Below are 23,923 nucleotides of genomic sequence, written 5' to 3'. Positions count from 1 at the left end.
TGGAAGGACTCAATAAGCATTGCGCTCTGCGTGGCTGTTCATTTAATGGGCATATTTCCTGGCCCCGTAAACACAGATGACAGCACCCAGCGTCACGAGAAGCATCGTCCAGCTGACATGCTCGTGCAAAAGCAACGCTGCCAGCCCAAGCCCCATGAACGGCTGAAAGAGTTGCAGTTGGCCCACAGCCGCAATCCCCCCCTGGACGAGCCCTCGGTACCAGAACACAAACCCGATCAGCATGCTGAACAGTGAAACGTAGCCAAAGCTGAGCCATGCAGGAGCACTTACCCTGGCAAAGTCATCAGGGGCTGGAAGATTGACCACCGTCAGCAGCAGCATGACCGGTAACGCTACAAGCAATGCCCAACTGATTACCTGCCAACCACCCAATGTCCGCGAGAGGCGCGCCCCTTCGGCATAGCCCAAACCACAGACCACAACCGCAGCCAACATCAGCAGATCGCCCACCGCCGATGCCTCGCCTCCGTTCATCAAGGCATAGCCAACGACCAGCCCGGCACCTGTCAACGAGCACAACCAGAACAGTGGCCGAGGTCGCTCACCGCCCCGCAGAACCGCAAATGCTGCGGTACACAATGGCAGGAGCCCGACAAAAACAATGGAATGAGCAGAGGTGATGTGCTGGAGGGCGAATGCTGTCAGTAGCGGGAAACCGATAACGACGCCGAGCGCTGTTACGGCCAATGGCGACAAATCACCCCGTTTGGGGCGAGGCTGCCGTAGCACGATCAGGAAAAGCGCACCCAGCATGGCGGCAATTGTTGCCCTGGCACAGGTCAGGAACGTAGGTTCGAAAGCCGTGACTGCCACTCGGGTGGCCGGCAACGAGCCTGCAAAGATGGCGACGCCTATGAAACCATTGAGCCATCCGCTTGCTGATTTTTCCATCGGTAAGTCCTCGATAAGCCAAGGTTCAGTACATCACCGACAGGCTCGCCCAGGCCATGTACAATCCAATACACTTAAACCGAACTGTTAGGCATATTTATCCAGCACAGTTGAGGGTGTGATGAAACGGAGCGCAACGCGAATTCGAACTGTCATGGGTGAGATCCAGTCGCGGATAGCCTCTCGAACCTACACCCCGGGCGCGAGAATCCCCTCGGTCCGCGCGATGGCTCAGGCCATGCAAGTGTCGGTTTCTACGGTGCTTGAGGCCTATGAAAGGTTGATGGCAGAGGGTGTACTCAACTCTCGCCCTGGCTCCGGCTTTTACGTAGCCGGGCCAGTGGCACCCCTGGTGCTCACCGAACTCGGCCCAAGGCTTGATCGTGAAGTGGACCCGCTGTGGATCTCGCGCCAGTCTCTAGACACCGCTAGCGATGCGTTGAAACCGGGGTGCGGGTGGCTACCGGCCTCCTGGATGTTCGAAGCCGGCTTGCGCAAGGCGCTTCGTACCGTTGCCCGTTCAGACACGTCGAAACTGACGGAGTACGCCTCGCCACTTGGGCATCTGCCGCTCAGGCAGTTCCTGTCACGCAAGCTGACAGGGATCGGGGTCGAAGCCCCTCTTGAACAGCTCATGCTCACTGAGTCCGGCACCCACGCCATCGACCTGATCTGCCGTTTTCTGCTTGAGCCGGGGGACACTGTGCTGGTCGACGACCCCTGCTATTTCAATTTTCACGCATTGCTGAAAGCGCACAGGGTGAACATCGTAGGCGTTCCCTACACCGCGACGGGCCCGGACATCGATGCTTTCGGCGCAGCGCTGCTCGCGCATTCTCCCCGGTTGTACATAACCAATTCAGGCATCCACAACCCGACCGGCGCTACCCTGTCTCCGGTCACGGCACACAGGTTGCTGAAGCTGGCCGACAACTCCAGCCTGGTGATTGTAGAGGACGACATCTTCGGGGATTTCGAGAGTGCGCCAGCGCCACGGCTGTCTGCCTTCGATGGCCTCTCTCGTGTCATCCAGATCGGTAGCTTCTCCAAGACCATCTCCGCTTCGATTCGATGCGGCTACATCGCGGCTCGCAGTGACTGGATCGAGAGCCTGGTCGATCTCAAGATTGCGACCACATTCGGGGGTGGCCGCCTGGCCGCGGACATCATCCATCTGGCGATTACCGATAGCGGGTACCGGAAACACATGGAGAGTGTTCGCCTCAGGCTGGCCGAGGCTATGGACAGAACGGTAGCGAGGCTTCGGGCCATTGGCATCAAGCCCTGGATAACGCCCCAGTCAGGCATGTACGTCTGGTGCCAACTCCCTCAAGGCAAGGATGCAGCAACGCTGGCTCGGGCTTGCTTGAATGAAGGTGTAGTGCTGGCGCCTGGTAATGCGTTCAGCCAGTCGATGGCTGCGGGTGATTTCCTCCGTTTCAACGTTGCCCAATCAGGTGATGGCAAAATTTACGACGTGTTGAAACGGGCGCTGAGTGCTTAGTCGCGTGACCATCCCCGTTCTGCCTGAGCAAGGATCGTTAGATGCAGGCCTTCATCTCCTTACATTCAACCTGGCCGAGGCTCGGGTATCAGGAAAGCACTGTTGAACGTGGTGAGTTCCAGGGTCTTTCAGGATGGGGCAAGCGGTAACCAGATGCAGACTTCAAACCCATCGCGTCGGCCTGTTGCCGGGGAGAACAATGCCATGCGCGCGTTTACCCCCTGCACGATGGTTTTGGCAATCGCCAAGCCCAGCCCTGAACCACTGATCTCACTGTGACCGCGCACAAAACGCTCGGTCAGGTGCTCTAATACAGACTGCGGCACTGCCGGGCCGCTGTTGACTATCCGCAGCTGTGCCTGATCGGTGAGACTGACTTCGACCGGTTGGTCCGTTGCACCATACTTCAGCGCATTCTCAATCAGGTTGCGCAGCAGGATGCCAAACGCGTCCGGGTCAATGATCGAGTACACGCCGGCCTGACTTGGCAACTGCAACTCGATGCGCTGCCCGCTGCGCTGGTTCCACTCGTCGACGCCGTGGGCAAGCAACGGAATCAGGTCTTGTGGCGTTTCGGACAACAGCCCGCCGCCCTCCGCTTTGGCCAACTGCATGAGCTTTTCTGAAAGCCTTGAAAGCTCGCGCAACGCCTGCTCGATCTTCTGCGCACGCAGTCGCAGCGGACCTTCCGGCGCTTCGTGGTGTAACCGCTGGATCTGCGCCAGGGTCGAGGCCAATGGCGTGCGCAGCTCGTGAGCGCTGTTGGCGGTAAAGCTGCGCTCGGCCTCAAGGGCATTGCGTAAGCGCTCCAGAAGGTGATTGACCGCCTCCGCCAACGGATCGATTTCTGCTGGCAGGTGCGCCACCTTGATCGGCGACAAGTCACCCACACCGCGTGTTTCAATGGCACGACGATAAGCCCGCACGCTGCGCAGGCTGAAACGTACAAACAACCAAGTGCCCGCCAGGCTGACAGGAATCAACACCATTAGAGGCAACAACAACGCAAACAAGGCCTCCCGCGCGGCTTCACGACGATGACCAAGCGGTTCGGCCATCTCGATGAACAGTGTCTGGCGCAATGCGCTAGCGCCATACAATCGGTATTTTTCAGAAGTGGAAAAACCTTCAGACGGTTGTCGGTTGAAAATCTCCGGGTTGGCGTCGTGAGATTGCATCAGGATCTTGCCCTTGGCGTCGCGCACCAGGTAAGTCAGGTACTCCTTGTGCATCTTCAGCGTCGCGACGTGTTGTGCAGTCCGGGATTCTTCCCGATTGCTGATTTCCAGCACAGCCAAGGGCAGGATGCGTTGTGCTGTCTCTTCCAAGGCGCTATCGAACGCTTCGTTCAACTCATGCCGCACCACGAGCCAGGCCCCCACTGTCGCTACCAGCCAGAGTAAGGTCATACCAAGCGTCAGCCCCAGGCCGAGACGTATCTGCAGGCTCGAAGACGGCTTCATGCGGACATTAACCGGTAGCCCATGCCTCGCACGGTTTCGATCAGTTCGCGTCCGAGTTTTTTACGTAGACGGCTGATGTATACCTCGATGGTATTGCTCTCGATTTCAGCGCCGAACGCATACAGCCGCTCTTCGAGCTGCGACTTTGACAGCAGTGCGCTGGGGCGCTGCACAAACGCTTCGAACAGCGCCCATTCCCGCGCCGTGAGGTCCACCGTCGCACTGCCCCGCTGCACCGTGCGGGCACTCATGTCGACCTGCAAATCACCGAGTTTGATCTGTGGATTGGGGTTGCCGCTATAACGGCGGCCCACCGCTGCCACGCGGGCCGAGAGTTCAAACAGGTCGAACGGTTTGACCAGGTAGTCATCGGCGCCAGCGTTCAGGCCGGCGATACGATCGGAAATCTGATCCTGGGCGGTCAGGATAATCACGGGGGTCACGTCTCCTGCCGCGCGTTGTTGACGCAGAAAGTCCAACCCGCGCCCGTCCGGAAGCATCAGGTCCAGCAAGATCAGGTCATAAGGCGTGCTGCGGACGCTGTTGCGCGCGTGGTCCAGGCGCTGTACCCAATCGACGGCGTGGCCGTCATCGGCAATTTGTTCGCGCACCGCTTCACCCAGGCCTGGAGCGTCCTCAACCAATAGAACCCGCATCTGACATCTCCTGAGATGGTTGCCTTGCAGCACCTTAATCGCCTTGCCTGATGTGAATCTGAAGATTCAGCTGGCTGTCAGGTAGGCACTTTAGGTTATGCCACAGACGCCGCCCTCGACAGGAGACAAGTCATGAAATCCGGTTTTATTGCCAATGCCACGCTGTTGGGCTTGCTGGTCAGCGGTTACGCCCTGGCCGGTGACGACTGCAGCGACCCAGTAAGCGACTGGCAGCCTCGCGAAACCTTGCGTCAGCAGGTAGAGCGGCAATACGGCTGGCGCGTGCAGCGCATCAAGGTCGACGACGGCTGTTACGAACTCAAGGGCCTGGACCGCAAGGGCAATGACATCGAAGCCAGCTACTCCCCGGCATCGCTGCGCCTGAAGACACTCGAGGTCCATTTGCGCAATGACGGCGATGCCAATGACTATCTCGGCAGCCCGCTCGCCGAATGACAACTCACCTGTCTATGAATGTTCCTGCCGTTCAGGTTGCTGTCAGCCGGCAGGTCCAGGCTCTCGACCTGACGATCAAGAGGACACGCTCATGAAGAAGATCATCGCAGCAACCTGCCTCATCGGCGCCATTACCCTACCGGCGCTGGCCCAGGCCCGTGAAGTGACCCTGACCACGCAGCTCAAGGACTACAGCGGCAATGATGCCTACCTGGCGATCTACGTCACCGACGCCAATGGCCAGTACCAGAAAACCCTCTGGGTGGCCGGCAAGAAGGCCAAATATTACAAGCACCTGGCCGCCTGGGCCCGGGGCAGCGGGATGAACCCGAGCGAATTCGACGGGGTCAGCGGCGCCAGCGTCGGCAGTGGGGGCACGCTGAAAGTCAGCGTAGAACTGGCGGACACGCTGATTGATGCCGGGTATCAGATCCGCATCGACAGCGCCGTCGAGGACAAACGCGACGCCCGCGGCGATGTCAGCGTGCCGCTGACCTCCAAGGGCGCAGGCAAGCCCGCGACCGGCAATGCCTACGTCGACGCCTTTACTTACGACCTGTAGCACCCGCCACCTCCGGAGGCTGAACATGCTTCGTCAGTTCCATTCCCTTCCTGGCCTGATCGCCGCCCTGTTGGTCATGGTATTGGCCATCAGCGGCGCGATTCTGTCTGTCGAGCCGGCGCTGGAGCGTCTGCACAGCACGTCCACTTCTGCCAGGCAACTCAACGTCGGCCAACTTGCCGGGCGCGTAGCCAACCACTTTACGGGGGTGGAGCAGATCCAGCGCTCAGCGTCCGGCACGGTGATCGTCTACTACAACCAGAACGGCAAGGCCGGGGCGGAGAAGGTCGACCCACTGACCGGCCAAGGGCTCGCCCCTTACGAGCCATCCGCGTTCACCCGCTGGGTGAAAGACCTGCACCGCTCGCTGTTCCTTGGCACGCCGGGCCATGGGGTGTCGGGTGTTGGTGCCCTGCTCATGCTGGCGCTGTCAGTGTCCGGCGCGCTATTGCTGGCCCGACGCCTGGGTGGCTGGCGCAACCTGCTACGGCCGCTGCGGGGCACTTTCAGCCAGCGCTGGCATGCTGAAGTCGGGCGACTGGCCTTGCTCGGACTGTTGTTGTCGGCACTGAGCGGGGCCTACCTGTCCGCCACCACGTTTGGTTTTATCGCCGACGGCAGTCAAGCTGAACCCGCCTTCCCTGCCCACGTCAGCGCCGGCCCGGCCTTGCCGGTGGCAAAACTGCAGGCCTTGCAAGCCACCGACCTGAACGACCTGCGCGAGCTGGTCTACCCGAGCCCCGGCAACCCTCGCGATGTGTTTTCCCTGCGCACAGCACAGGGCGATGGCTACGTGGACCAAGCCAGCGGCGCCTTGCTGTCCTATCAAGCCCACGACCCAATGCTCAACCTCTATGAATTGATCTACCAGTTGCACACTGGCGAAGGCCTCTGGTGGCTGGGCCTGCTGCTCGGGCTCTGCGCCCTCTGCGTGCCGTTGATGAGCGTGACCGGCATTCTGTTATGGTGGCGCCGCCGCAAAGCTGGCCCGCGCCTCCGCCACAACAGCCCTGCTTATGCCGCCGACAGCGTGATTCTGGTGGGCAGTGAAAACAACAGCACCTGGGGTTTTGCCAAAACCTTGCATGACGCCTTGCACCAAAGCGGCCATCAGGTGCACAGCGCGGCGATGAATGACTGGTTGGGCGATTACCCTAATGCCAAACGAGTGTTCATCCTTACCGCGACCCACGGTGACGGCGATGCGCCGGCCTCGGCTTCGCAGTTCCTGACGCGGCTGGCCAAAACCGGCGTCAAGCCCGGCCTCCCCTTTGCGGTGCTGGGCCTGGGCGACCGCCAATTTGCGCGATTCTGTCGGTACGCCCATCAAGTGCAGCATGCGATGTTGCAGGCCGGTGGCTCGCCATTGCTGGGGCTGGAGACCGTCAACCGCCAGTGCCCTCAGGCGTTTGCGCGTTGGGGCCACGCGCTGGGCGACGTGTTGGGGCAGGCGCTGGCGCTGGTTCACACCCCGCAGCAGCCGCGCACCCATTCATTGGAGCTGACAGAGCGGATTGCCTATGGCGAACAGGTAAATGCACCGACCCATGTCCTGCGCTTCAACGCTCGCGGCGGACTGCCGAATTTTCTGGCCGGCGACTTGGTCGGGATTCTGCCCCCGGGCAGCCCAATCCCGCGCTTCTACTCGCTGGCCAGCGGTTCCCAGGACGGCGTGCTGGAGATCTGTGTGCGTAAACATAGCGGGGGCATGTGCTCGGAATTTCTTCACGGCCTGGACATTGGCGCGCAGATTGACGCCTTCATTCAGCCCAACCCGCAATTTCGTCCGGCATCGGGCACGCACCCGGTAATCCTGATCGGCGCCGGCACCGGTATTGGTCCTTTGGCCGGTTTTATCCGCAACAACAAGGCCCGACACCCGATGCACCTGTATTGGGGCGGGCGCAACCCGGCCTCGGACTTTCTCTACGAACCGGAGCTCAACCAATACTTGTCGGACCGCCGCCTGACGCAATTGCACGCCGCCTTTTCTCAAGTCCAGGAGCGCAGCTACGTACAAGACCGGCTGATCAGTGATGCCCTCGCCTTGCGCCGGCTGATTGAAAAAGGTGCCCAAGTGCTGGTGTGTGGCAGTCGCGAAATGGCCAAAGGCGTGATGCAGGCCCTGGATGAAGTCTTGGCGCCCCTCCACCTCAGCGTGCTGATCCTCAAGGCACAAGGACGCTACCGTGAAGATGTCTACTGAGTTGCAGCGTTATAGCCTGAACGGCGAAACCATGGGCACCCGCTACACCGCCCTGTTTTATGCCGGGGCCGGGATGGATACCGACGAACTTGGCCAGCAGCTGGCCCGCGCCGTGGCCCGGGTGGACCAGCAAATGTCCACCTGGAAACCCGAGTCGGACCTCAACCGCCTCAATGCCGCCCCCGAGCAGGAATGGGTATCGGTGCCCAAGGAACTGGTCACGGTGCTGTCTGCTGCATTGCGCGTCAGCCGGCAATCCGGCGGCGCCTTCGACATCGCTGTCGGTGACCTGGTGAGCGCGTGGGGCTTCGGCCCAGCGGCGCGGCAGGTCACAACGCAGGTGATCGATTCCCCTGCGCCGCGCACCCGGCTGTTAGCCAGCGGCGCATTGGAGGTTGAGCCACAACGCAACCAGGTGCGCAAGCGCGTGCCGCTGAGCCTTGACTTGAGTGGGATTGCCAAAGGGTTTGGCGTGGATGAACTGGCCCGTTGCCTGGAAGGTTCAGGTATCACGCGGTACTTGGTCGGTATCGATGGCGAGATGCGCGCCCGGGGCGTCAAACCTGACGGACAATGCTGGGTCGTGGCGCTGGAAAAGCCCAAAAGGGGCGTGCGGGAAGTCATGGGCGTCATGGCGCTTAGCGATATGTCAATCGCGACCTCCGGGGACTACCGGCAGTGGGTCGACATAGCCGGTCAGTCCTATGCTCACACCATGAACCCGGCCACCGGCGCACCACTGTGCAACGCGCTCGCCGCCGTTACCGTGGTGGCGACCTCGTGCATGCTCGCCGATGCCTGGGCCACGGCGCTGATGGTCCTGGGCGAAACCGAGGGCCCTCGTCTGGCTCAGGAACGCGGGATGGACGCACTGTTCGTGCTGCGCGAAGGTGAGCAGTTCAGGGAAATATCCATTGTCGGCGGACAGCTGCAGGTGCAAATTGAAGCCCGCTGACGCCGGCTGCCGACCCGCTCGGCACCCGTGCAACGTGAACCGCCTGATGACAGGGAGCCGCGTCAAACAATGAAATTCATGCACAGGCACACCGAGGCACACAGAAGTGATCGTATCGGCTGGCTACGCGCCGCTGTCCTGGGGGCCAACGACGGCATTGTCTCTACCGCCAGCCTGCTGATTGGGGTCGCGGCGGCCAACGCCAGCCACGCCACGTTGCTGGTCACCGGAATGGCGGGGCTGATGGCCGGGGCCATGTCCATGGCCGCTGGCGAGTACATTTCGGTGCACTCCCAGGCCGATACCGAGCGGGCGGACCTGTCCCGCGAACGGGCAGAACTGGCCAGCGACCCGAAAGCTGAGCACGCCGAACTCGCCAACATCTACATGCAGCGTGGAGTAGCACCCGAGCTGGCACATCAAGTGGCCGATCAATTGATGGCCCATGACGCATTGGGCTCCCACGCCCGCGACGAACTGGGCATCAGCGCCACGCTCACCGCCAAACCGTTGCAGGCCGCCCTGGCGTCCGCCGCGAGCTTCGTGGTGGGCGCCGCCTTGCCGCTGGCGGTGACGTTTGTCGCACGGGAGCACAGCGTGGGCCCCTGGATATCGGGCATGTCATTGGTATTTCTCGGGTCATTGGGGGCTATTGCCGCCAAGGCTGGCGGGGCCAGCATCATGACGGGCGCCTGGCGGGTGACCTTCTGGGGGGCGTTGGCCATGGGCGTCACGGCACTGGTGGGGCACTTGTTTGGCGCGGTGGTCTAGCGCGAGAATCGGGCCTCAGGCCGCGCCATTGGCGGCCTATGCATCGATCCTGCCTAATACCGTTCGGCCAGGGCGCAGAACTCAGCGTCGGAGTATTCGGCCCAGTTTCTTCGATGTCATGAATTGTCTCAGCTGGTACGAATCTGAAGATTGAAAAGGGGCAATGGCAGGCGCTATAAATCAGGTTTAAAGCCGTTCGACAAGGCACATCATGCAGCTGCATTTCCGGCGTCTGAGCGACGCCCCCATCGCCGACATCATCGCACTCAACAACAACCCCGATGTCTTGCGCCAAATGCCCTTGGGTCGTCCCGACTTTGACGAACGCAAATGCAAGGTGTGGGTTGCCCAAAAAGAGGCCCAATGGGCACTGAATGGCTATGGTCCCTGGGCTTTTTTCGTTGACGGTCAATTCGCCGGCTGGGGTGGCCTGCAGCAGGAAGACGGCGACGCTGATCTTGCCTTGGTGCTTCATCCAGACTACTGGGGGCTTGGCAGAGTGATTTTCGATGAGATCGTACGGCGCGCTTTCCAGGAGATGGGGCTAGCGTCCATTACCCTATTGCTTCCATCAACCAGAACTCGAATCAAAGGTATTCTTCGCCTGGGGTTTTGCCTTGACGCAGAGGTGGATATCGACGGCACGCCCTTCTCACGCTATCGGCTACTCGCCACCGCAAAACATTGACTGGTTGGCGGGATCGCCGGGGCACGCCCCCTGCCCTAGTTGGGTTGTGGTATACCCACCTTGTGTGCCCTGTCACAGCGTTGCGCTCTGCTTAACCGGCAGTTGTACACGAAACGTTGTTCCCACTCCGACCTGACTTGATACAGATATCTCTCCTCCGTGTTTCTTTACAATGCCGTAGGAAAGGGACAGGCCTAGCCCGGTTCCTTGGCCGACGGGCTTGGTGGTGAAAAAAGGATCGAAGATTTTCTTGATGTTCTCCGGTGCTATCCCAGCGCCTGTATCCGCAACGTCGATGCACACCCAGCCGCCTTGATGAACAGTGCCCAATGTGATGGTGCCCCGCTCGGGGCCCATGGCTTGGACGGCATTGAGCACAAGGTTCATTATCACTTGGTTGATCTGCGACGGCAGGCATTCGACAGGGGGTAACGGCTGGTACCGTTTTACCACGTCGGCTTTATGTTTCAGCTCGCTCGCGACGATGTTGAGCGTGGAGTCAATGCCCTGCTGCAAATCGGCTAATTGCCACTGCTGAGCGTTGTCAACGCGCGAGAAGTCTTTGAGGTCCTTGACGATATGCGCCACTCGACCGATTCCGTCCTTGGACTCCTTGATGAGGATCGGGATGTCTTCCATGAGGAATTCCAGCTCAGTCTGCTCACGAAGCCTTTGCAAGCGCCCAGTGGTTTCGTTTGCGCCGAGCATCAGTTCGGCCTCGCGATAGGCGTCGAGCATCGCTAACAGTTGTTGAAAGTACCCTCCCAGAGTGCCCAGGTTGGAGGACACGAAACCGATCGGATTGTTGATCTCGTGCGCCACGCCGGCGGCCATCTGCCCCAACGAGGCGAGCTTCTCCGATTGCACCAGCTGGCTTTCCAGCTGCTTGCGCTCCTCGATCTCCTGCTGCAGCGCCTCGCTGGCCTGGGTCAGTTGCTGCGTACGCCGCTCTACGCGCTGTTCGAGCTGGTGCATTTTCAGCGAGGCTCGTTGGGTCATTTCCCACTTGGTCAGCAAGGTGCTGGCCATTTGCTGGACCTCGATGTTGTCGAACGGTTTTTTCAGGATCAGCAGGCGATCGTGGGCCCGCAGCCGGTCAAGCAACTCATCCCAGGAATAGTCCGAGTAGGCGGTGCAGACGACTACCTGCAACAGCGGGTCCTCTTCCCACAGGTGCTCAATGGTTTGAGCGCCATCCCATCCACCTGGCATTCGCATGTCGACGAAGGCTAACGCGTAAGGCTTGCTGGCCTGCAGCGCACGCTTCAGCAGGCCGAGCCCTTCCTCACCGCCATAGGCTGAATCGAGTTCGAATACCGGTCGGTCGTTCTTGATCTGCTCGCCAAACAACAACCCTTCCATCTCGTCCAGCTCAGTGTTCTGCGCTTTGGCCGGGGCAAGGATCTTGCGAAAATCCTCGTGGATAGTCGGCATGTCATCGATCAGCAGGATCCGGCGATTGGTCAGGTCACTCATGCAGGCTCCGTCACCGCGATCAGCGGGATCCTCAGGGTAAAGACAGCACCCAGGCCAGGGCCGTCGCTGTGTGCGGTCAGGTGACCATTCATCTCGATGGCGGCCAAGGCGCAACTGTGTAAGCCGAAGCCATGCCCGTCTTTGCGCGTGGTGAAGCCATGGGCAAAGATCTTCTGCAGGTTTTCGGGCGCAATGCCTTCGCCTTCGTCCAGCACGCTCATTTCCAGCAAGCCCCCCTCAATGATGCGGGTCCTGAGGATCATCGTCCGTGGGTCGCTACCGGGGCCGGACATGGCGTACTTGGCGTTGCTGATCAGGTTGATCAGTATCAGCAACAGCCGATGCCGGTCGCCCATCACCAGAGGCAGATCTGCGAAGTCGCGCACTACCCTCACCTGATGCCGGATCAACGCGCCTGCGTTCATGCGCAGCGCGTCCTCGACCAGGTCGTTGACCGACAGCGGCACTGGCACATTTTTAGCCCCGGCGTAGGATTGCTGGGTGGCCACCACTTCCTTGATGTGGTCGATGCTCTTGTTCATCCGCTCCAGCTCGATCACCATCTCCTTCTGCTCCTCGGCGATCGCCTCGGTCAGCTGGTGGAGGTAGCCGGGAAGCAACCGGCCTCTGGGATCCTCGTCGAGAAACTGACCGATGTCAGTGGCATGCTCGCGGAACAGTTGCATGGCCTTGCCCAAACCCTGGGTTTTGCTGCTGCGCAACGTTCGAGCGATCAGATCAGAGGATGTGTTCACGCTGTTGAGCACGTTGCCCACGTTGTGCAACACATTGGTAGCGATCTCCGCCATGCCCGCTTGGCGCGCCGCGTTAAGCAATTCGCTCTGAGCGTTTCTGAGTTCCAGGGTGCGATCCTCGACCCGCTGTTCCAGGACATCATTGGCGCTTTGCAACGCATTGTTGACCCGTCTCACCTCGGCGAAGCTGCGCACCAGCAGCGCAGCCAGGCAAATGACCGAGAACATCAGCAAGCCGGATAGCCATAACGTGTAGAGATGGTTTTTACGGTTGATCCTTTCAACCTGCTGTTGATCCCTGTCCAGGAGGCTGGTGATCGTATCCAGGCGTTCGGCAACCGGGATCGCCTCGATCTGTTCGAGCAGGCGGTTGACGACAGGTTGCTCGCGCAGGATCAACGCCACGTGATTACTCAACAAATTGAGGGGCGTGTGGAACTCTTTGGGCAGGTTCTGCGCGTTAACAGCCAGGTTACCTAACCCCACCTCTATCTCGGCAGCCCTTTCCACAGAGGTAACCTGCGCGAACTCCAGGGTACTTAGCAACAGGTCATAAGTGTCAGCAACGAATACGTGTACCTCCGGCCGATTCGGGGCCAGCATGGTGTTGATCTGGGCCTGAATACCGTCCTCGGCTGTGGGTAGAAATGCCAACGAATTTCGCAGCAAGGCATTGTGCGATTTGAATTGCTCCACGAGCCGAGCCTTTTCCCCAAACGCAGAGAGAAAACCGTCATAGGCATCGCGCCACTGGTCTGCGTCAACGCGCCCTTGTTCGGCTTCCCGGCTGTCGAATCGTGCCCACAGCCGCTTCATCTCCTTGAGGGGGGTCACGAGTGGATCATAGTTATGAGAGACGGCTACCCGGGCCTTGAGCACCTCGTTTTCCCATACAGCATCCTGTTGCTTGAGCTGACGAATGAGATCTCGGGATTCGTTGTAGGTCTGGGTCTGCTCTGACCCGGAATTCAGGTACAGGTACAGCAGCATCGACGCCAGTACAAGGACCAACCCACTGAATAGAATCAGGCTTGTGCGCCGGGAAATCACCCTCATGGCTGACCCGCCTTTTCAGCAGTAAGGGTTTTGAGGAACAGCATGATGAGCCTGCGGTCCTCATCGCTTGGGATTCGTCCAAGCTGATACTGAAACATCACATCGATCGCACGCTCCAGCGTAGGCGCCGAGCCATCGTGAAAATAGGGCGCGGTCATCGCCACATTGCGCAGGCTCGGCACTTTGAACACGCCCCGGTCGGCCTCCTCTCCGGTCACGTTGAAGCGGCCCTGATCCGCCTCGGTGGGGTGGCCGCGGTCCGCGATGTAGTCGCCGAACACGCCAAATTTCTGGAACATGTTGCCCCCAATATTCACCCCTTGGTGGCAGGCGATGCAGCCATAGTCCTTGAAGCGCTGGTAGCCGTATTTTTCCTCCAGGGTAAGCGCCTCGGTATCGCCCTGCAGGTAACGATCGAAGCGTGCGCCAGGGGTAAGAAGCGTCCTTTGGTAATCGGCCAACGCGCTGAGGATGTTGTCCTTTGTCACCGCGTCCGGGTAGGCATCCTTGAACGCCTGGCGGTAATGCACGTCTGCAGCGATGCGCTGCTCGATCACGCCCCAGTCTCCGCCCATCTCGTGAGCGCTGGTGATCACGGCCTCCCCCTGCTCCTCGAGTGACTCGACCCGGCCATTCCAGAACTGTCGGAAATTAAGGCTGGCATTGAGTACCGTTGGCGTATTGAGCGTAAGCGGCAGGCCATCTGCCCCCATGGAAAACGCCCGGTCATCGGCCCCGTACTTGTCCAGACGGTGACAGCTGGCGCAGGACCGTGTGCCGTTGCGCGACAACCGCGGATCGTTGAACAACTGGCGGCCCAACTCGACACGCCCAGGTGCCAGAGTGGGTATCGGAGGCAGCGGCTTGAGCGGCTCGTCCAGCGGCTCCGCCCCGCTGCCTCCGCTCAGAACGAGCAGCACCCACAGGCCCAGACAACGGCGCAAGCGCTGCAGGTGAAGAGCGGAACGATAACGACAGGTTGTGCGCGCTGACATCCGGGAGAATCCTTTTCCCTGGGCTGACGGACTTACAGAAGGGTGGTGCCATGCCGTCAGGTTAGATGCCTTCCAGACAATTTGCCTGCCACCCGCCACACCTTGCCCGGCACCTGTCACGGAAAAATGAACTAGCCTTTGACCTAAGCGCTCGTTGAGCTCGAGTGCCTCCATCGATCGACCACGTGAGGCCTGCCATGGACGTGCAACCGCCCCTGATTTCACCCTATCGGCCGACCGTGTTGCTGGTAGACGACGAGGAGTCGATCCTTAACAGTCTGCGTCGGCTATTGCGTGGCCAACCCTATGACGTGAAGCTGGCGACCAGCGGAGAGCAGGCACTGGCGCAGATGGCCGAGGGCCCGGTTGATCTGGTGATGAGCGATGCGCGCATGCCCGGGATGGACGGCGCCACCTTGTTGGCACAGATCAATCAGCATCACCCATCGACCGTCAGGATCTTGCTGACCGGCTATGCCGACCCAAGCGCAATCATCAAGGCCGTCAATGACGGTCAAATCCACCGTTACATCAGCAAGCCCTGGAACGACGACGAATTGCTGATGACCTTGCGCCAGGCCCTGGACCACCAGCATTCCGAACGCGAGCGCCAACGCCTGGAGCTGCTGGCACGTCGGCAGAACGCCCAGTTGAGACTGCTCAATAACGACTTGGAGAAACGCGTTGCAGCCCGTACCGCGGAGCTGCAGCAGACCGCTGACATGCTCGATCTGGCCTACGAAGAACTGAAACACAGTTATGTGACCGGGACCGAGGTGTTCTCGATGTTGGCTAATCTGCGGCTGCCTCCAGCCAAGCAGACCAATCGACAGATCATCGAACTGGTGCGTTGCTACTGTCGGGTCCACGCCTTGGACGAGGCGATAAGCCGCGATCTGGCCATGGCTGCGGCGCTGTACAACATAGGCAAATTGAGTTGGCCGGATAGCATGATCGTAGCCCCATCGGACCAGCTGATGCACGGCGACCGCGACCGCTATCGCGACTACCCACGCCAAAGTGAAGCGCTGCTGATGACCCTTGAGCCCATGAAAGATGCCGCGCGCCTGATCCTGCATCATCAGGAGCACTGGGACGGCAGCGGTTTCCCGGACCGGCTCAAAGGTGAAGCTATCCCGTTCGGCGCTCGCTTGCTCAAGCTGGCCGTGGACTTCGTTGAGCTGCAACGGGGTTTGATTCTTGAACGGCAGATGAACAGCGATGAGGCCTTGCTCTACCTGCGCAAGTACGCCGACCGGTTGTATGACCCGGCGCTCCTTGAGGATTTCGTCCAGGTTTGCGCCTCGTTCCACAGCGATATCACCCTGGTGGACCCTGAAGTCAAGGTGTGTACCACCCGTGACCTGGCGCCGGGAATGGTGCTTGCGCGCAACCTGAACGCCGACAACGGCATGTTGCTGCTTAACGCCGGCAAGGTTTTGAGCGCCGCACTGGTGGAAAAGCTGGTGGCCTTTGAATCGATGGAAGGCGGTAAGTACTGCATTTTTGTAAGGGTCCCTTCGAACGACCCTATAACGCCTGGAAGATCAGACTTGGCGCCGTGCTGAAGGAGGTGGGGCGCTCATTCAGCCCGGCACCGTCAGAACTGCGCGTACAGCACCACGTCGGCGTCATCCACACCGGCAATACACCCAAGCGCTATGCTTGCTCTGGCAGGAGGGTTGCGCATGTGTGGAAGGTTGAGTCAGTACCGAGGCATACACGACTTTGTCGAAACCCTGAGCCTGCCAGAGGCCTGGCGGAACAACGTCGGCGACCAGCCACTTGGCCGGTACAACGTCGCGCCGACCACCCCGGTGGCAGTGCTGCGAGTGGATGAAGCAGGCCCGCGGGCGGACCTGGTGAGATGGGGCTGGCGGCCGCATTGGGCGACCGACCGTGCCGCGCCGATCAACGCCAGGGTCGAAAAGGTGGCACACGGCCCCTTCTTCCGGGCGATCTGGCCGCACCGAGGCATAACGCCGATCGACGGCTGGTATGAATGGGTCGATGAAGGCGGACCGAAGAAACAGCCGTACTACATCCGACGCCGGGACGGGCGCCCTTCCCTTTGCGCCAGCATCGGCCAGTTCGCTGGCAGCGAGCATGATGGGTTCGTCATCATTACGGCCGATGCTCAGGGCGGAATGGTGGATGTGCACGACCGCAGGCCAGTGGTTTTGGCCCCAGACCTTGCGCGTGAGTGGATGCAAACCGCGATGCCCGGGGAACAGGCCGAGCAGATGGCGCTCAACCTAAGTGAGCCAGCCGAGGCCTTCGAGTGGTATCGAGTGAGCACAGCCATTGGCAATGTGCGCAACCAAGGCGCCGAGCTGATAGAGCCGCTTCAGTGAAGCGGTAGTAGACCATGCCGGCCCAAGTACCGGTAGCGCAACATCATCGACCACTGATGTGCAGGGTTTCGACTCGGGGACCGCGTCGACTTGGAACCCGCGCAGCACGACGATTGGTAACACCACCGTCCACAATGGCACTTGCGCAAGCGGTTACTGTTGAAATGGCTCGACTCGACGAACAGGGAATACCGTTATCAACAGCTGCACAGATTCGCAGGTGGTCGACCTGCCCGTGGTTGCGGTGGGTCCGATCAGACCTCGGCGAATTCACCTGGCAGCACAAGCTCCGCTTTTTTGACTTTCCACGTACTGTTCAGCCATAACCTTCCCTTCGAGAATGGCTTCTGTCGAAGAGGAGAATGGTCGGCTCACACGCAGGGTTCGCGCCGTTGCGCCCGGCTTCCCTACCTCGACCAACATCCCCGTGGGAAATTCGACGCTCGACTCCCACAGCACGTAAATCGATGCCTGGTAACCAAGGTAGGCATGCACGTAAAGGTCATGACTGGTGGACTGAAGGCTCATCATTTTCTCCAACTGGGCGCCTCAATGCGCTTTTGATGGAGATACGACTCAAGCGATCTGACGAGCGTTCCGTTTTCCCTGCATCGTTATCCGTGAAGACGCGAGCCTCTGCGCGGGAGTGGTTCAGGCCCTGGTGCTTTGGGCGCAGGAAACGCCTTGGCGACCCAGTCGTGAGCACGCTCGAGCGCCCAGGCCATCGCCGCGGACAGTTTCTGTCCACGGCAGTCAGGGTGTACCTCTTCGAGCAAGAGCACGCCTTTTTTCCCGTAGATACCCAGGAAAAGTTGAGTGACGTTTTCAAGTGAGAGTCGGGCTTGGATGTTGATTAAAGTGCCGCAGGGAAGGCGCTCATCGTAATTGCGGGAATGCAACGCAGAATTGGCCCATTCCCAATAGATTTTGCCGCGATCACGCATGGAACGGACCTTGAACTCATATTCTTGACTGGAGAGACAGAATACACAGCTATTCCAATGAATCCACTGCTGAAGGTGCGTGTTACATTTTTTTACATCTGCTTTTTTCATTTAACAGCCGTGATCGCACCACAAGCCCCCCCTTCAATCGCCGCGCGGTCAACGCACGGTCGCTCAAGGAAAGTGGCTACGGTGTTCCGCTAGGCGAGCGCCATGAATTACCGGCGGATGGACAACCTGGCCTAGCGGATGGCCACGCTCCGGCGTATGGCGTCCAAAACCCCATACCCGGTCAGACCCTTTGTGCTTCACCCGAGCAAAGGTGGGCTGTGGCCCAAAATTGGCCCAAACCTGACGCGCGCACCGTTCTGATGCTTACGCCGAGGGCGATGGAGTCCATCTATTGAGATGCCCTGTCCCGTCGGGCAAACTCCGGTTGTTTCATTGGCCGATAACAGGAGTTTACGGATGCCATTTCCACTGACGGAACATAATGCCTTGTTGGCCCTAAAGGGCGTAGGGCCGGCCGTTATCGCTCGCCTTGAGCAGATGGGCATTGACTCGCTGGCTGTGCTCAGCAAAGCGAATGCTTGTGACATCCTGGCTCAGGCATCGGCAGCAGTGGGATCGAGTTGCTGGAAGAATAGCCCCCAAGCTCGGGCCGCCATTAACGCGGCCATCGAGCTTGCAAAGGACTCTCAGTTGGGCACACCTAGTGCGTAAAGCTGATCGCTTATTTCAATTGGTAAATCTGATTCGTGTCCATCAGCCGATCTCTGCTGAACGACTGGCTAGCCGAATTGGCGTTTCCGTTCGCTCAATCTATCGATACATCGACGATCTTTCCTTCAGTGGAATCCCAATCTATGGTACCGCCGGCGTGGGGTATGCCTTGGATGCCGACTTCGAGATGCCGCCATTAACGTTGAACAGGCTCGAACTGGATGCATTGATGCTCGGGATGGAAATGCTTTCAGCTTCCGCCGATAACGATCTAAGTGCTGCTGCAAGGTGATTTCTGAGTGGACAATAGTTCGAAAATCCAAGCGATTATCTCAGATGACCCCATTCGGTGGCGGTTACTCGAAATAGTGCGCTCCTTGGGATTGCCAGACTGCTGGATCGGAGCAGGCTTTGTACGAAACGCGGTTTGGGATTATCTGCACGGGCGCGATTCATCCCCGATTTCAACAGACGTTGATGTGATCTGGTTTGATGCACAACGCTGCACACCAGAGCAAGATGAAGCCCTGGAAGCAGTTCTCAGAGGTCTAGAGCCGAACGTATTATGGTCTGTGAAAAATCAAGCGAGAATGCATGCTCAGAACGGCGATAAGCCATATCTCTCAGCGACCGACGCAATGCGCTACTGGCCAGAAACCGCAACGGCGGTAGCCGTAGCACTGCGAGAGAAAGGCTCATGCGAGGTCGCGGCGCCCTTGGGGCTTGATGATCTTTTTGACTTGATTATCAGGCCAGCGGGGAGGTTCGCCACGGAGAAAACTGCGATCTATCAAAGCCGCCTCAAGTCCAAAAATTGGGTGAAAATCTGGCCGCAGCTCAAGCTTGCGCTCGTAGCGGTACCTCCCATCCCTCCGACAAAGTAACTTAGCCGGACGCATATCTTTTAGGAGAGAACCATCAAGGCTTTATCAATTGTACGGCCCAGTGGCAGTCGAATCGCTTCTGGCCAGAAAACACTCGAAGTCCGTCGTTGGCATCCAGACTTACAACCTACCGAGGATCTTCTGATTGTCGAAAATGGGCGTTTTCTTCATGCCGACGGGGAGGAAGATGATGACGGTATTGCGGTCGCGATTGTGCGCGTAAAAGCCGTGCGTCCGTTCATCCTGGCTGACATGGAAGCAGCCTGCGCAAGTTATTTTGAAGACGGCTGGCTCGCATGGGAGTTGAGTGACATAAGACCAATATCCCCTGTTACCATCCGCGCGGCGCGGGGTATCTACGAGGTAGATTTCCTGCATACAGAAGAACCCTGAACATTGAGCAAGATGTGTTGGGCAGACGCTTACTGCAAACTGACGTTATCTGGCAAAGCCGTTTCGCTCCAAGCTGACGCTCAACAAATTGCGCCCCCAACGGACGGGTCGGTGAAACAATGGCCAGATGATCCAAGGTTGAACGCCTCATGCTCTCTTATCTCCCTGATCAGAGAACCTCGTTTGTTGCCTGCTCTTCATCCGGCACTCTCGATCTTAGTTCCACTTACCTACGCTTGATCAGTCCACGCGATAACGGCGAATACAGAGGTGCCGCGTATTCAACCAATCTGTGCCAGACACTCCGGATCCAACCAGTACTTCCCAATTTTGCACACCGGGCCCTTCATGAGTACGTGGTTGTCCTCATCAAGTTCGATGGTGATCTGACCGCCAGGCATGTGCACTGTCACATGATCGTCAACGAACCCAAGTCGTCGTGAGACTGCCGCAGCGGCACAGCTGCTGGTGCCTGAAGATAGGGTGTAGCCCACGCCACGCTCCCAGATCTGCACCATCAGGTTTCGGCGATCGACAACGTTCACGAATTGCACGTTGGTTCTGTTTGGGAAGAGCGACAATTGCTCAATGGTTGGCCCAAGCTTGCGTGCAAGTGCCTCAGTCGTCTGATCGACAAACACCACGCAATGGGGGTTGCCCATCGACACAAGGTTCAGGTGCAGGCGCATGCCATCGACTTCCATTGAGTGTCGTTCGTTCTCGGGGAATGTCGCCATACCCATGGCAATGGAAATGCGTCGGCCGTCGTCAAGTACCTGGCAACGAACCTTACCGCCTTTGGTTAACAACTCGAAGGGTTCGTGCGAAACGATGCGCTGATCCCAAAGGTAGCGACATAGGATTCGCAATCCATTGCCACTCTTTTCCGCCTCGGAGCCATCGGTATTGAGAATCTGCACTGAGAGCATCTTGCCTGGCTCGATTACAGGAATCAGGATGCCGTCACTGCCTAACCCTCTATGCCGGTCGCATATCACCGAGATGGCCAGCATAGAGCAATCGAATGGCGTTTTGTCGTGGTAGACGAGATAGTCGTTGCCAGCCGCGTGATATTTTACGAACTGCATGAGTTATGAGACCAAGGCGCTCGGGGCGGGGAATAATGAATGGAGTTAGAAACATAGCACACAACCGCTGAGGCGCTAGCGGGGCCCGGTTGAGGATTCCACACCAGGTTAGAGCGATGGTGAAATAATAGATGTCAGCGACTTGCTAGCAATGACCGCAATCGGCCAATAGCAGTCATTAGCCGCCGAAAAGATAGACCACCCTCCACGTCAGTCAGCGCAGAGCTAGACTGAGCCCAGTATTCTGAATCGCTAATGGTGGTTCCCATGAAGCACTGGCTTCCCCTGCTGCTCACCCTGCCTCTGTCGCACACCCAAGCTAAGGGACCTGCCTTCAACTGCACTCAGGTCGAGGCCGGCAGCATCGAACAACAGATCTGCCAGAGCGAGCCGCTCTCGGCACTGGACCGGAAAATGGCCGAGGTCTACACAGCCGCGCAGCAGAAGGCCGGCAATGAACATCCGCCGGTGCTCAAGACCGAGCAACGGGGCTGGATCAAAGGCCGCAACGATTGCTGGAAAAGCGCGGACCAGCCCGCCTGCATCGCCGACAGCTACCGCCTGCGCATCGCCGAACTGCAGGCGCGCTACCGGCTGGTCGAGGCCACCGGCCCCGTGTTCTACCAGTGTGACGGCAACCCGGCCAAGGAAGTGGTTGCCCGCTTCTTCCGCACCGAGCCGCCCACGGCCATCGTCGAGTTCGGTGACCGCAGTTCGCTGATGTACCTAGAACAGACCGCAAGCGGCGCGCGCTACCAGGGACAAAATGAGAGTTTATGGGAGCACGATGGCGAGGCCATCGTGGTGTGGGGCTATCAGGGGCCGGAAATGCACTGCACAGCACGTTGAAAGCCGCCGCTATGACCCATTGCAGAAATTCTCCAGGGGTAGCTATCGGCATCAAGGCCTCGATCAATCTGACTCAAGTCTTAAAAGATAGACCGTGACCGACCGCTTTGAGTCGATTGCAGCCATTCTGGGACTGGCCGCATTCGACCCCGATATAGATAGCCCGATCCAAGGTACCCTGTAGCGGTCAATTCCAGATCATAATCGAATGACCTCGCCGCTGGGTGCACATTGACCCGGAGGGAGCCCTTGTCCAAGCTGCCACTGGCAGAGTGCCAACCTCACCATCCTTGGCAACCTCAACCGCCTAATTGACGTGTGTCTACGCACCCCCTGCATCACCCATGAGCACCGTCTGGTCTATTTCTTCGAGATAAAGGTGGGCGCACGTCCTGGCAAAAGCTGGGGACGACGGCTCCGCAGCGCAGGTCCTTCTGATCTGAGGGCAAATCCGTACTCTTTCTGATTTAACCCCTGTCCCCTTCTCCCTCTATTCACTGCCGCGATATGGCGGCCAAGGGGTCAGCTGCGTGCTCGTTTCACGATGCGGGCAGCCATGAGCGCGGCGCCCGGTATCCAGAGCCCAGGATTTGAAGTGCCTAATCCTACGGCAAGAAGCGCAATTCCGACAGCAAACATAAGCGTTATCCCTCGCTAGAAAAATCCATTTCAACAATCGCCCATTAAAGCACAGGCCGGTCGCAAGAACGGCCAAGGAATCGTCATGCCCGAAACAATTGAGTTGGACCTCGACGCGATCGAGGCGGCGGCGAAGGCTCCGTTGAGCTGAAGCACCACTGTGCGTGTTGAGGCCCCAAGCCTGAGATAGGGTTTCGATATCCTCAAGCCAAGGACACGACAGAGAGCACGAGGAAGCCAGCAATCAGGACTGTTCGCAGTTCGGATCATTGCATGTGCTCGGATTGCTCATGCGTCGCTGCAAACACTAGATGCTGGTGCAGAGCCCTCAATCGAGAGCAAGATAACCGCACCCAAGCGATGGGCAAGATTTTCCGGCCGTCTTTCGACACAGGAGTGACCATGAAAGAACACCATTACGCTGTCACGGTAAATTGGATAGGTAACACGGGTGAAGGTACTGCCAGTTACACGGCGTACCAGAGAGACTTCAACGTGGAGGCTCCAGGCAAGGCACCTATCCTTGGCTCTGCCGACCCCGCCTTTCGCGGGAACCCTGAACGCTGGAACCCTGAAGACATGTTGCTGGCCTCGATCTCGGCCTGCCACAAGCTTTGGTATCTTCATCTGTGCGCAGTCAACAACGTGAACGTCTTGGAATATGTCGACTACCCGGTGGGCCGGATGCTTGAAGGGGATGGCCAGCGCAAGGGCCATTTCAAAGACGCTGAGTTAAGGCCTCAGGTCATTATCAGCAGCCAGTCAAATCTGGATCTTGCAAGACGCCTGCATGACGATGCTCACCACGAATGTTTCATTGCCAACTCAGTCAACTTCCCTATCAGATGCAGTGCTGTTATCAAGCATCAAGACTAGATGTTTTGAATACAACTGCTTCCGTTGTTTAACAATGGCTTCTAATCGACGCTATCAATAGAAGGGGCGAGGCACTCTTTCACGAGAGGCCGATAAGGGTCGAAAGCTGATAACCACAACCGACCGCGATCAATCTGAAGCGAAAACCTGACCAGACGAAAACCAAGCATCATCGGGTGGTCCTGTTAAACGAGCGCGCATTGAACGCCATCAACCATGCCCAGCCAATCGCTACCCTTCGTCGCATGGCGTCCAAGTCGGCCCACCCGACTAGCCCCTTCGTGCTCCAACCTAGCAAAGGTGGGCTGTGGATCAACGAGCCAAGTGTTACAATCCGCCCCTTCAAATCGGCGCTGAAGGCGCTGAACATCCGTGAACGCCGTCAGTACGACACCCGCCACACCTACGCCACCCTATGCCTGATGCCTGGGATGAACCCCGCGTTCATCGCGAGCCAGCTTGGCCACAGTGTCGAGATGTTGCTCTCTACCTACGCGAAATGGATCAGCTCCTCCTCGGACTGGAGGGAGCTGGAGAAGCTGCCGCCCCGAGTCGAATTGGCCCAAAAATGGCCCAAGACTGACGACAGGGCCTAAATACACCTCTGGAACCCCCGCAGGACAAGCACTTGATTTCTACCGCTAACATCACCATGCGCTATGCAATGGGGTTTAGCGGGTGGGGATGAGTAGGTTTTACTGGCTGAAACTCCCCTCTC

At 58.8% G+C, this 23,923-nt stretch carries 25 protein-coding genes; 16 read left to right on the top strand and 9 right to left on the bottom strand.

The window, feature by feature from the left end:
• Positions 1–42: 42 nt before the first annotated feature.
• The gene (locus AC3WLP_RS09645; protein WP_017147647.1) at positions 43–912 is read right to left on the bottom strand and encodes a DMT family transporter; all 870 of its coding nucleotides are present in this window, start codon (positions 910–912) and stop codon (positions 43–45) included.
• Between the two features lie 121 nt (positions 913–1,033).
• On the opposite strand from AC3WLP_RS09645, the gene AC3WLP_RS09640 reads away from it, so the two are divergent.
• Positions 1,034–2,416 (top strand): aminotransferase-like domain-containing protein, encoded by a 1,383-nt coding sequence (locus AC3WLP_RS09640; RefSeq protein ID WP_088512162.1) that lies wholly within the window; start codon positions 1,034–1,036, stop codon positions 2,414–2,416.
• A 128-nt stretch (positions 2,417–2,544) separates the two neighbouring features.
• On the opposite strand, the gene AC3WLP_RS09635 is transcribed toward AC3WLP_RS09640, so the two are convergent.
• Together AC3WLP_RS09635 and AC3WLP_RS09630 are read right to left on the bottom strand one after the other, a co-directional pair.
• Complete coding sequence (locus AC3WLP_RS09635) at positions 2,545–3,879, bottom strand: sensor histidine kinase (RefSeq protein WP_047604928.1); 1,335 nt, start codon at positions 3,877–3,879, stop codon at positions 2,545–2,547.
• A complete protein-coding gene (locus AC3WLP_RS09630) occupies positions 3,876–4,535 on the bottom strand; it encodes a response regulator transcription factor (protein ID WP_014861096.1) in 660 nt (219 codons plus the stop codon). Before AC3WLP_RS09630 ends, AC3WLP_RS09635 begins: the two co-directional genes overlap by 4 nt.
• Before the next feature lie 132 nt (positions 4,536–4,667).
• Here AC3WLP_RS09630 and AC3WLP_RS09625 point away from each other — a divergent pair, with 132 nt between their 5' ends.
• From AC3WLP_RS09625 to AC3WLP_RS09600, 6 genes are all read left to right on the top strand, one after another.
• Positions 4,668–4,991, top strand: coding sequence for a PepSY domain-containing protein (locus AC3WLP_RS09625; protein WP_003248168.1), 324 nt, complete (start codon positions 4,668–4,670; stop codon positions 4,989–4,991).
• 91 nt (positions 4,992–5,082) lie between these two features.
• A complete protein-coding gene (locus AC3WLP_RS09620) occupies positions 5,083–5,553 on the top strand; it encodes a DUF2271 domain-containing protein (RefSeq protein ID WP_088512163.1) in 471 nt (156 codons plus the stop codon).
• A 25-nt stretch (positions 5,554–5,578) separates the two neighbouring features.
• Positions 5,579–7,759: a PepSY domain-containing protein gene (locus AC3WLP_RS09615; RefSeq protein WP_088512164.1), complete on the top strand. Its 2,181-nt coding sequence runs from the start codon at positions 5,579–5,581 to the stop codon at positions 7,757–7,759.
• On the top strand, positions 7,749–8,714 hold the full coding sequence (locus AC3WLP_RS09610; RefSeq protein WP_047604930.1) for an FAD:protein FMN transferase: 966 nt from the start codon (positions 7,749–7,751) through the stop codon (positions 8,712–8,714). The genes AC3WLP_RS09615 and AC3WLP_RS09610 overlap by 11 nt, the downstream gene beginning before the upstream one ends.
• Positions 8,715–8,783: 69 nt before the next feature.
• A complete protein-coding gene (locus AC3WLP_RS09605) occupies positions 8,784–9,485 on the top strand; it encodes a VIT1/CCC1 transporter family protein (protein ID WP_088512165.1) in 702 nt (233 codons plus the stop codon).
• 211 nt (positions 9,486–9,696) lie between these two features.
• Entirely contained in the window at positions 9,697–10,173 is a 477-nt protein-coding gene (locus AC3WLP_RS09600; RefSeq protein ID WP_012052503.1) for a GNAT family N-acetyltransferase, read from the top strand.
• A gap of 72 nt (positions 10,174–10,245) precedes the next feature.
• On the opposite strand, the gene AC3WLP_RS09595 is transcribed toward AC3WLP_RS09600, so the two are convergent.
• The 3 genes from AC3WLP_RS09595 to AC3WLP_RS09585 are packed head-to-tail and all read right to left on the bottom strand — an operon-like array spanning position 10,246 to position 14,455.
• Complete coding sequence (locus AC3WLP_RS09595) at positions 10,246–11,649, bottom strand: ATP-binding protein (RefSeq protein ID WP_088512166.1); 1,404 nt, start codon at positions 11,647–11,649, stop codon at positions 10,246–10,248.
• Positions 11,646–13,460 (bottom strand): DAHL domain-containing protein, encoded by a 1,815-nt coding sequence (locus AC3WLP_RS09590; protein ID WP_088512167.1) that lies wholly within the window; start codon positions 13,458–13,460, stop codon positions 11,646–11,648. Before AC3WLP_RS09590 ends, AC3WLP_RS09595 begins: the two co-directional genes overlap by 4 nt.
• Positions 13,457–14,455 (bottom strand): cytochrome-c peroxidase, encoded by a 999-nt coding sequence (locus AC3WLP_RS09585; protein ID WP_088512168.1) that lies wholly within the window; start codon positions 14,453–14,455, stop codon positions 13,457–13,459. Before AC3WLP_RS09585 ends, AC3WLP_RS09590 begins: the two co-directional genes overlap by 4 nt.
• Before the next feature lie 197 nt (positions 14,456–14,652).
• Here AC3WLP_RS09585 and nosR point away from each other — a divergent pair, with 197 nt between their 5' ends.
• On the top strand, positions 14,653–16,023 hold the full coding sequence (gene nosR, locus AC3WLP_RS09580; RefSeq protein WP_088512169.1) for a response regulator c-di-GMP phosphodiesterase, NosR family: 1,371 nt from the start codon (positions 14,653–14,655) through the stop codon (positions 16,021–16,023).
• A gap of 120 nt (positions 16,024–16,143) precedes the next feature.
• Complete coding sequence (locus tag AC3WLP_RS09575) at positions 16,144–16,809, top strand: SOS response-associated peptidase (protein ID WP_088512170.1); 666 nt, start codon at positions 16,144–16,146, stop codon at positions 16,807–16,809.
• Between the two features lie 270 nt (positions 16,810–17,079).
• On the opposite strand, the gene AC3WLP_RS09570 is transcribed toward AC3WLP_RS09575, so the two are convergent.
• Both AC3WLP_RS09570 and AC3WLP_RS09565 read right to left on the bottom strand, forming a co-directional pair.
• Positions 17,080–17,337, bottom strand: coding sequence for a hypothetical protein (locus AC3WLP_RS09570; protein ID WP_004576696.1), 258 nt, complete (start codon positions 17,335–17,337; stop codon positions 17,080–17,082).
• 86 nt (positions 17,338–17,423) lie between these two features.
• Positions 17,424–17,864: a hypothetical protein gene (locus AC3WLP_RS09565; protein WP_256596054.1), complete on the bottom strand. Its 441-nt coding sequence runs from the start codon at positions 17,862–17,864 to the stop codon at positions 17,424–17,426.
• Positions 17,865–18,221: 357 nt separating this feature from the next.
• Here AC3WLP_RS09565 and AC3WLP_RS09560 point away from each other — a divergent pair, with 357 nt between their 5' ends.
• The 4 genes from AC3WLP_RS09560 to AC3WLP_RS09545 are packed head-to-tail and all read left to right on the top strand — an operon-like array spanning position 18,222 to position 19,753.
• The gene (locus tag AC3WLP_RS09560; protein ID WP_012052510.1) at positions 18,222–18,476 is read left to right on the top strand and encodes a hypothetical protein; all 255 of its coding nucleotides are present in this window, start codon (positions 18,222–18,224) and stop codon (positions 18,474–18,476) included.
• Positions 18,469–18,768: a helix-turn-helix transcriptional regulator gene (locus AC3WLP_RS09555; protein WP_012052511.1), complete on the top strand. Its 300-nt coding sequence runs from the start codon at positions 18,469–18,471 to the stop codon at positions 18,766–18,768. Before AC3WLP_RS09560 ends, AC3WLP_RS09555 begins: the two co-directional genes overlap by 8 nt.
• Before the next feature lie 7 nt (positions 18,769–18,775).
• Positions 18,776–19,360 (top strand): nucleotidyltransferase family protein, encoded by a 585-nt coding sequence (locus AC3WLP_RS09550; RefSeq protein WP_014756466.1) that lies wholly within the window; start codon positions 18,776–18,778, stop codon positions 19,358–19,360.
• Positions 19,361–19,393: 33 nt separating this feature from the next.
• On the top strand, positions 19,394–19,753 hold the full coding sequence (locus AC3WLP_RS09545; RefSeq protein ID WP_080580377.1) for an ASCH domain-containing protein: 360 nt from the start codon (positions 19,394–19,396) through the stop codon (positions 19,751–19,753).
• A 281-nt stretch (positions 19,754–20,034) separates the two neighbouring features.
• On the opposite strand, the gene dapF is transcribed toward AC3WLP_RS09545, so the two are convergent.
• The gene (gene dapF, locus AC3WLP_RS09540) at positions 20,035–20,841 is read right to left on the bottom strand and encodes a diaminopimelate epimerase (protein ID WP_012052513.1); all 807 of its coding nucleotides are present in this window, start codon (positions 20,839–20,841) and stop codon (positions 20,035–20,037) included.
• Positions 20,842–21,108: 267 nt separating this feature from the next.
• Between dapF and AC3WLP_RS09535 the strand changes: the two genes are divergently transcribed.
• From AC3WLP_RS09535 to AC3WLP_RS09525, 3 genes are all read left to right on the top strand, one after another.
• On the top strand, positions 21,109–21,690 hold the full coding sequence (locus AC3WLP_RS09535) for an MliC family protein (RefSeq protein WP_017147655.1): 582 nt from the start codon (positions 21,109–21,111) through the stop codon (positions 21,688–21,690).
• A 1,041-nt stretch (positions 21,691–22,731) separates the two neighbouring features.
• On the top strand, positions 22,732–23,205 hold the full coding sequence (locus AC3WLP_RS09530; RefSeq protein WP_017147656.1) for an OsmC family protein: 474 nt from the start codon (positions 22,732–22,734) through the stop codon (positions 23,203–23,205).
• A 176-nt stretch (positions 23,206–23,381) separates the two neighbouring features.
• Positions 23,382–23,801, top strand: a complete 420-nt coding sequence (locus tag AC3WLP_RS09525; RefSeq protein WP_088512172.1) for a site-specific integrase — start codon at positions 23,382–23,384, stop codon at positions 23,799–23,801.
• The last annotated feature ends 122 nt before the right edge of the window (positions 23,802–23,923 follow it).

Source organism: Pseudomonas sp. FW305-E2 (assembly GCF_058782925.1).
The sequence above is the reverse complement of the archived record's forward strand: the minus strand, read 5'-3'. Positions and strand labels throughout refer to the sequence as shown.

What these genes read in the sequence shown, in the direction of transcription:
- AC3WLP_RS09640 (WP_088512162.1), top strand. Translation starts at nt 1,034, where the DNA reads ATGAAACGGAGCGCAACGCGAATTCGAACTGTCATGGGTGAGATCCAG.
- AC3WLP_RS09585 (WP_088512168.1), bottom strand. Translation starts at nt 14,455, where the DNA reads ATGTCAGCGCGCACAACCTGTCGTTATCGTTCCGCTCTTCACCTGCAG.
- dapF (WP_012052513.1), bottom strand. Translation starts at nt 20,841, where the DNA reads ATGCAGTTCGTAAAATATCACGCGGCTGGCAACGACTATCTCGTCTAC.
- AC3WLP_RS09630 (WP_014861096.1), bottom strand. Translation starts at nt 4,535, where the DNA reads ATGCGGGTTCTATTGGTTGAGGACGCTCCAGGCCTGGGTGAAGCGGTG.
- AC3WLP_RS09530 (WP_017147656.1), top strand. Translation starts at nt 22,732, where the DNA reads ATGAAAGAACACCATTACGCTGTCACGGTAAATTGGATAGGTAACACG.
- AC3WLP_RS09570 (WP_004576696.1), bottom strand. Translation starts at nt 17,337, where the DNA reads ATGAGCCTTCAGTCCACCAGTCATGACCTTTACGTGCATGCCTACCTT.
- AC3WLP_RS09625 (WP_003248168.1), top strand. Translation starts at nt 4,668, where the DNA reads ATGAAATCCGGTTTTATTGCCAATGCCACGCTGTTGGGCTTGCTGGTC.
- AC3WLP_RS09590 (WP_088512167.1), bottom strand. Translation starts at nt 13,460, where the DNA reads ATGAGGGTGATTTCCCGGCGCACAAGCCTGATTCTATTCAGTGGGTTG.
- AC3WLP_RS09605 (WP_088512165.1), top strand. Translation starts at nt 8,784, where the DNA reads ATGAAATTCATGCACAGGCACACCGAGGCACACAGAAGTGATCGTATC.
- nosR (WP_088512169.1), top strand. Translation starts at nt 14,653, where the DNA reads ATGGACGTGCAACCGCCCCTGATTTCACCCTATCGGCCGACCGTGTTG.
- AC3WLP_RS09600 (WP_012052503.1), top strand. Translation starts at nt 9,697, where the DNA reads ATGCAGCTGCATTTCCGGCGTCTGAGCGACGCCCCCATCGCCGACATC.
- AC3WLP_RS09635 (WP_047604928.1), bottom strand. Translation starts at nt 3,879, where the DNA reads ATGAAGCCGTCTTCGAGCCTGCAGATACGTCTCGGCCTGGGGCTGACG.
- AC3WLP_RS09645 (WP_017147647.1), bottom strand. Translation starts at nt 912, where the DNA reads ATGGAAAAATCAGCAAGCGGATGGCTCAATGGTTTCATAGGCGTCGCC.
- AC3WLP_RS09560 (WP_012052510.1), top strand. Translation starts at nt 18,222, where the DNA reads ATGCCATTTCCACTGACGGAACATAATGCCTTGTTGGCCCTAAAGGGC.
- AC3WLP_RS09615 (WP_088512164.1), top strand. Translation starts at nt 5,579, where the DNA reads ATGCTTCGTCAGTTCCATTCCCTTCCTGGCCTGATCGCCGCCCTGTTG.
- AC3WLP_RS09595 (WP_088512166.1), bottom strand. Translation starts at nt 11,649, where the DNA reads ATGAGTGACCTGACCAATCGCCGGATCCTGCTGATCGATGACATGCCG.
- AC3WLP_RS09610 (WP_047604930.1), top strand. Translation starts at nt 7,749, where the DNA reads ATGTCTACTGAGTTGCAGCGTTATAGCCTGAACGGCGAAACCATGGGC.
- AC3WLP_RS09535 (WP_017147655.1), top strand. Translation starts at nt 21,109, where the DNA reads ATGAAGCACTGGCTTCCCCTGCTGCTCACCCTGCCTCTGTCGCACACC.
- AC3WLP_RS09620 (WP_088512163.1), top strand. Translation starts at nt 5,083, where the DNA reads ATGAAGAAGATCATCGCAGCAACCTGCCTCATCGGCGCCATTACCCTA.
- AC3WLP_RS09575 (WP_088512170.1), top strand. Translation starts at nt 16,144, where the DNA reads ATGTGTGGAAGGTTGAGTCAGTACCGAGGCATACACGACTTTGTCGAA.
- AC3WLP_RS09565 (WP_256596054.1), bottom strand. Translation starts at nt 17,864, where the DNA reads ATGAAAAAAGCAGATGTAAAAAAATGTAACACGCACCTTCAGCAGTGG.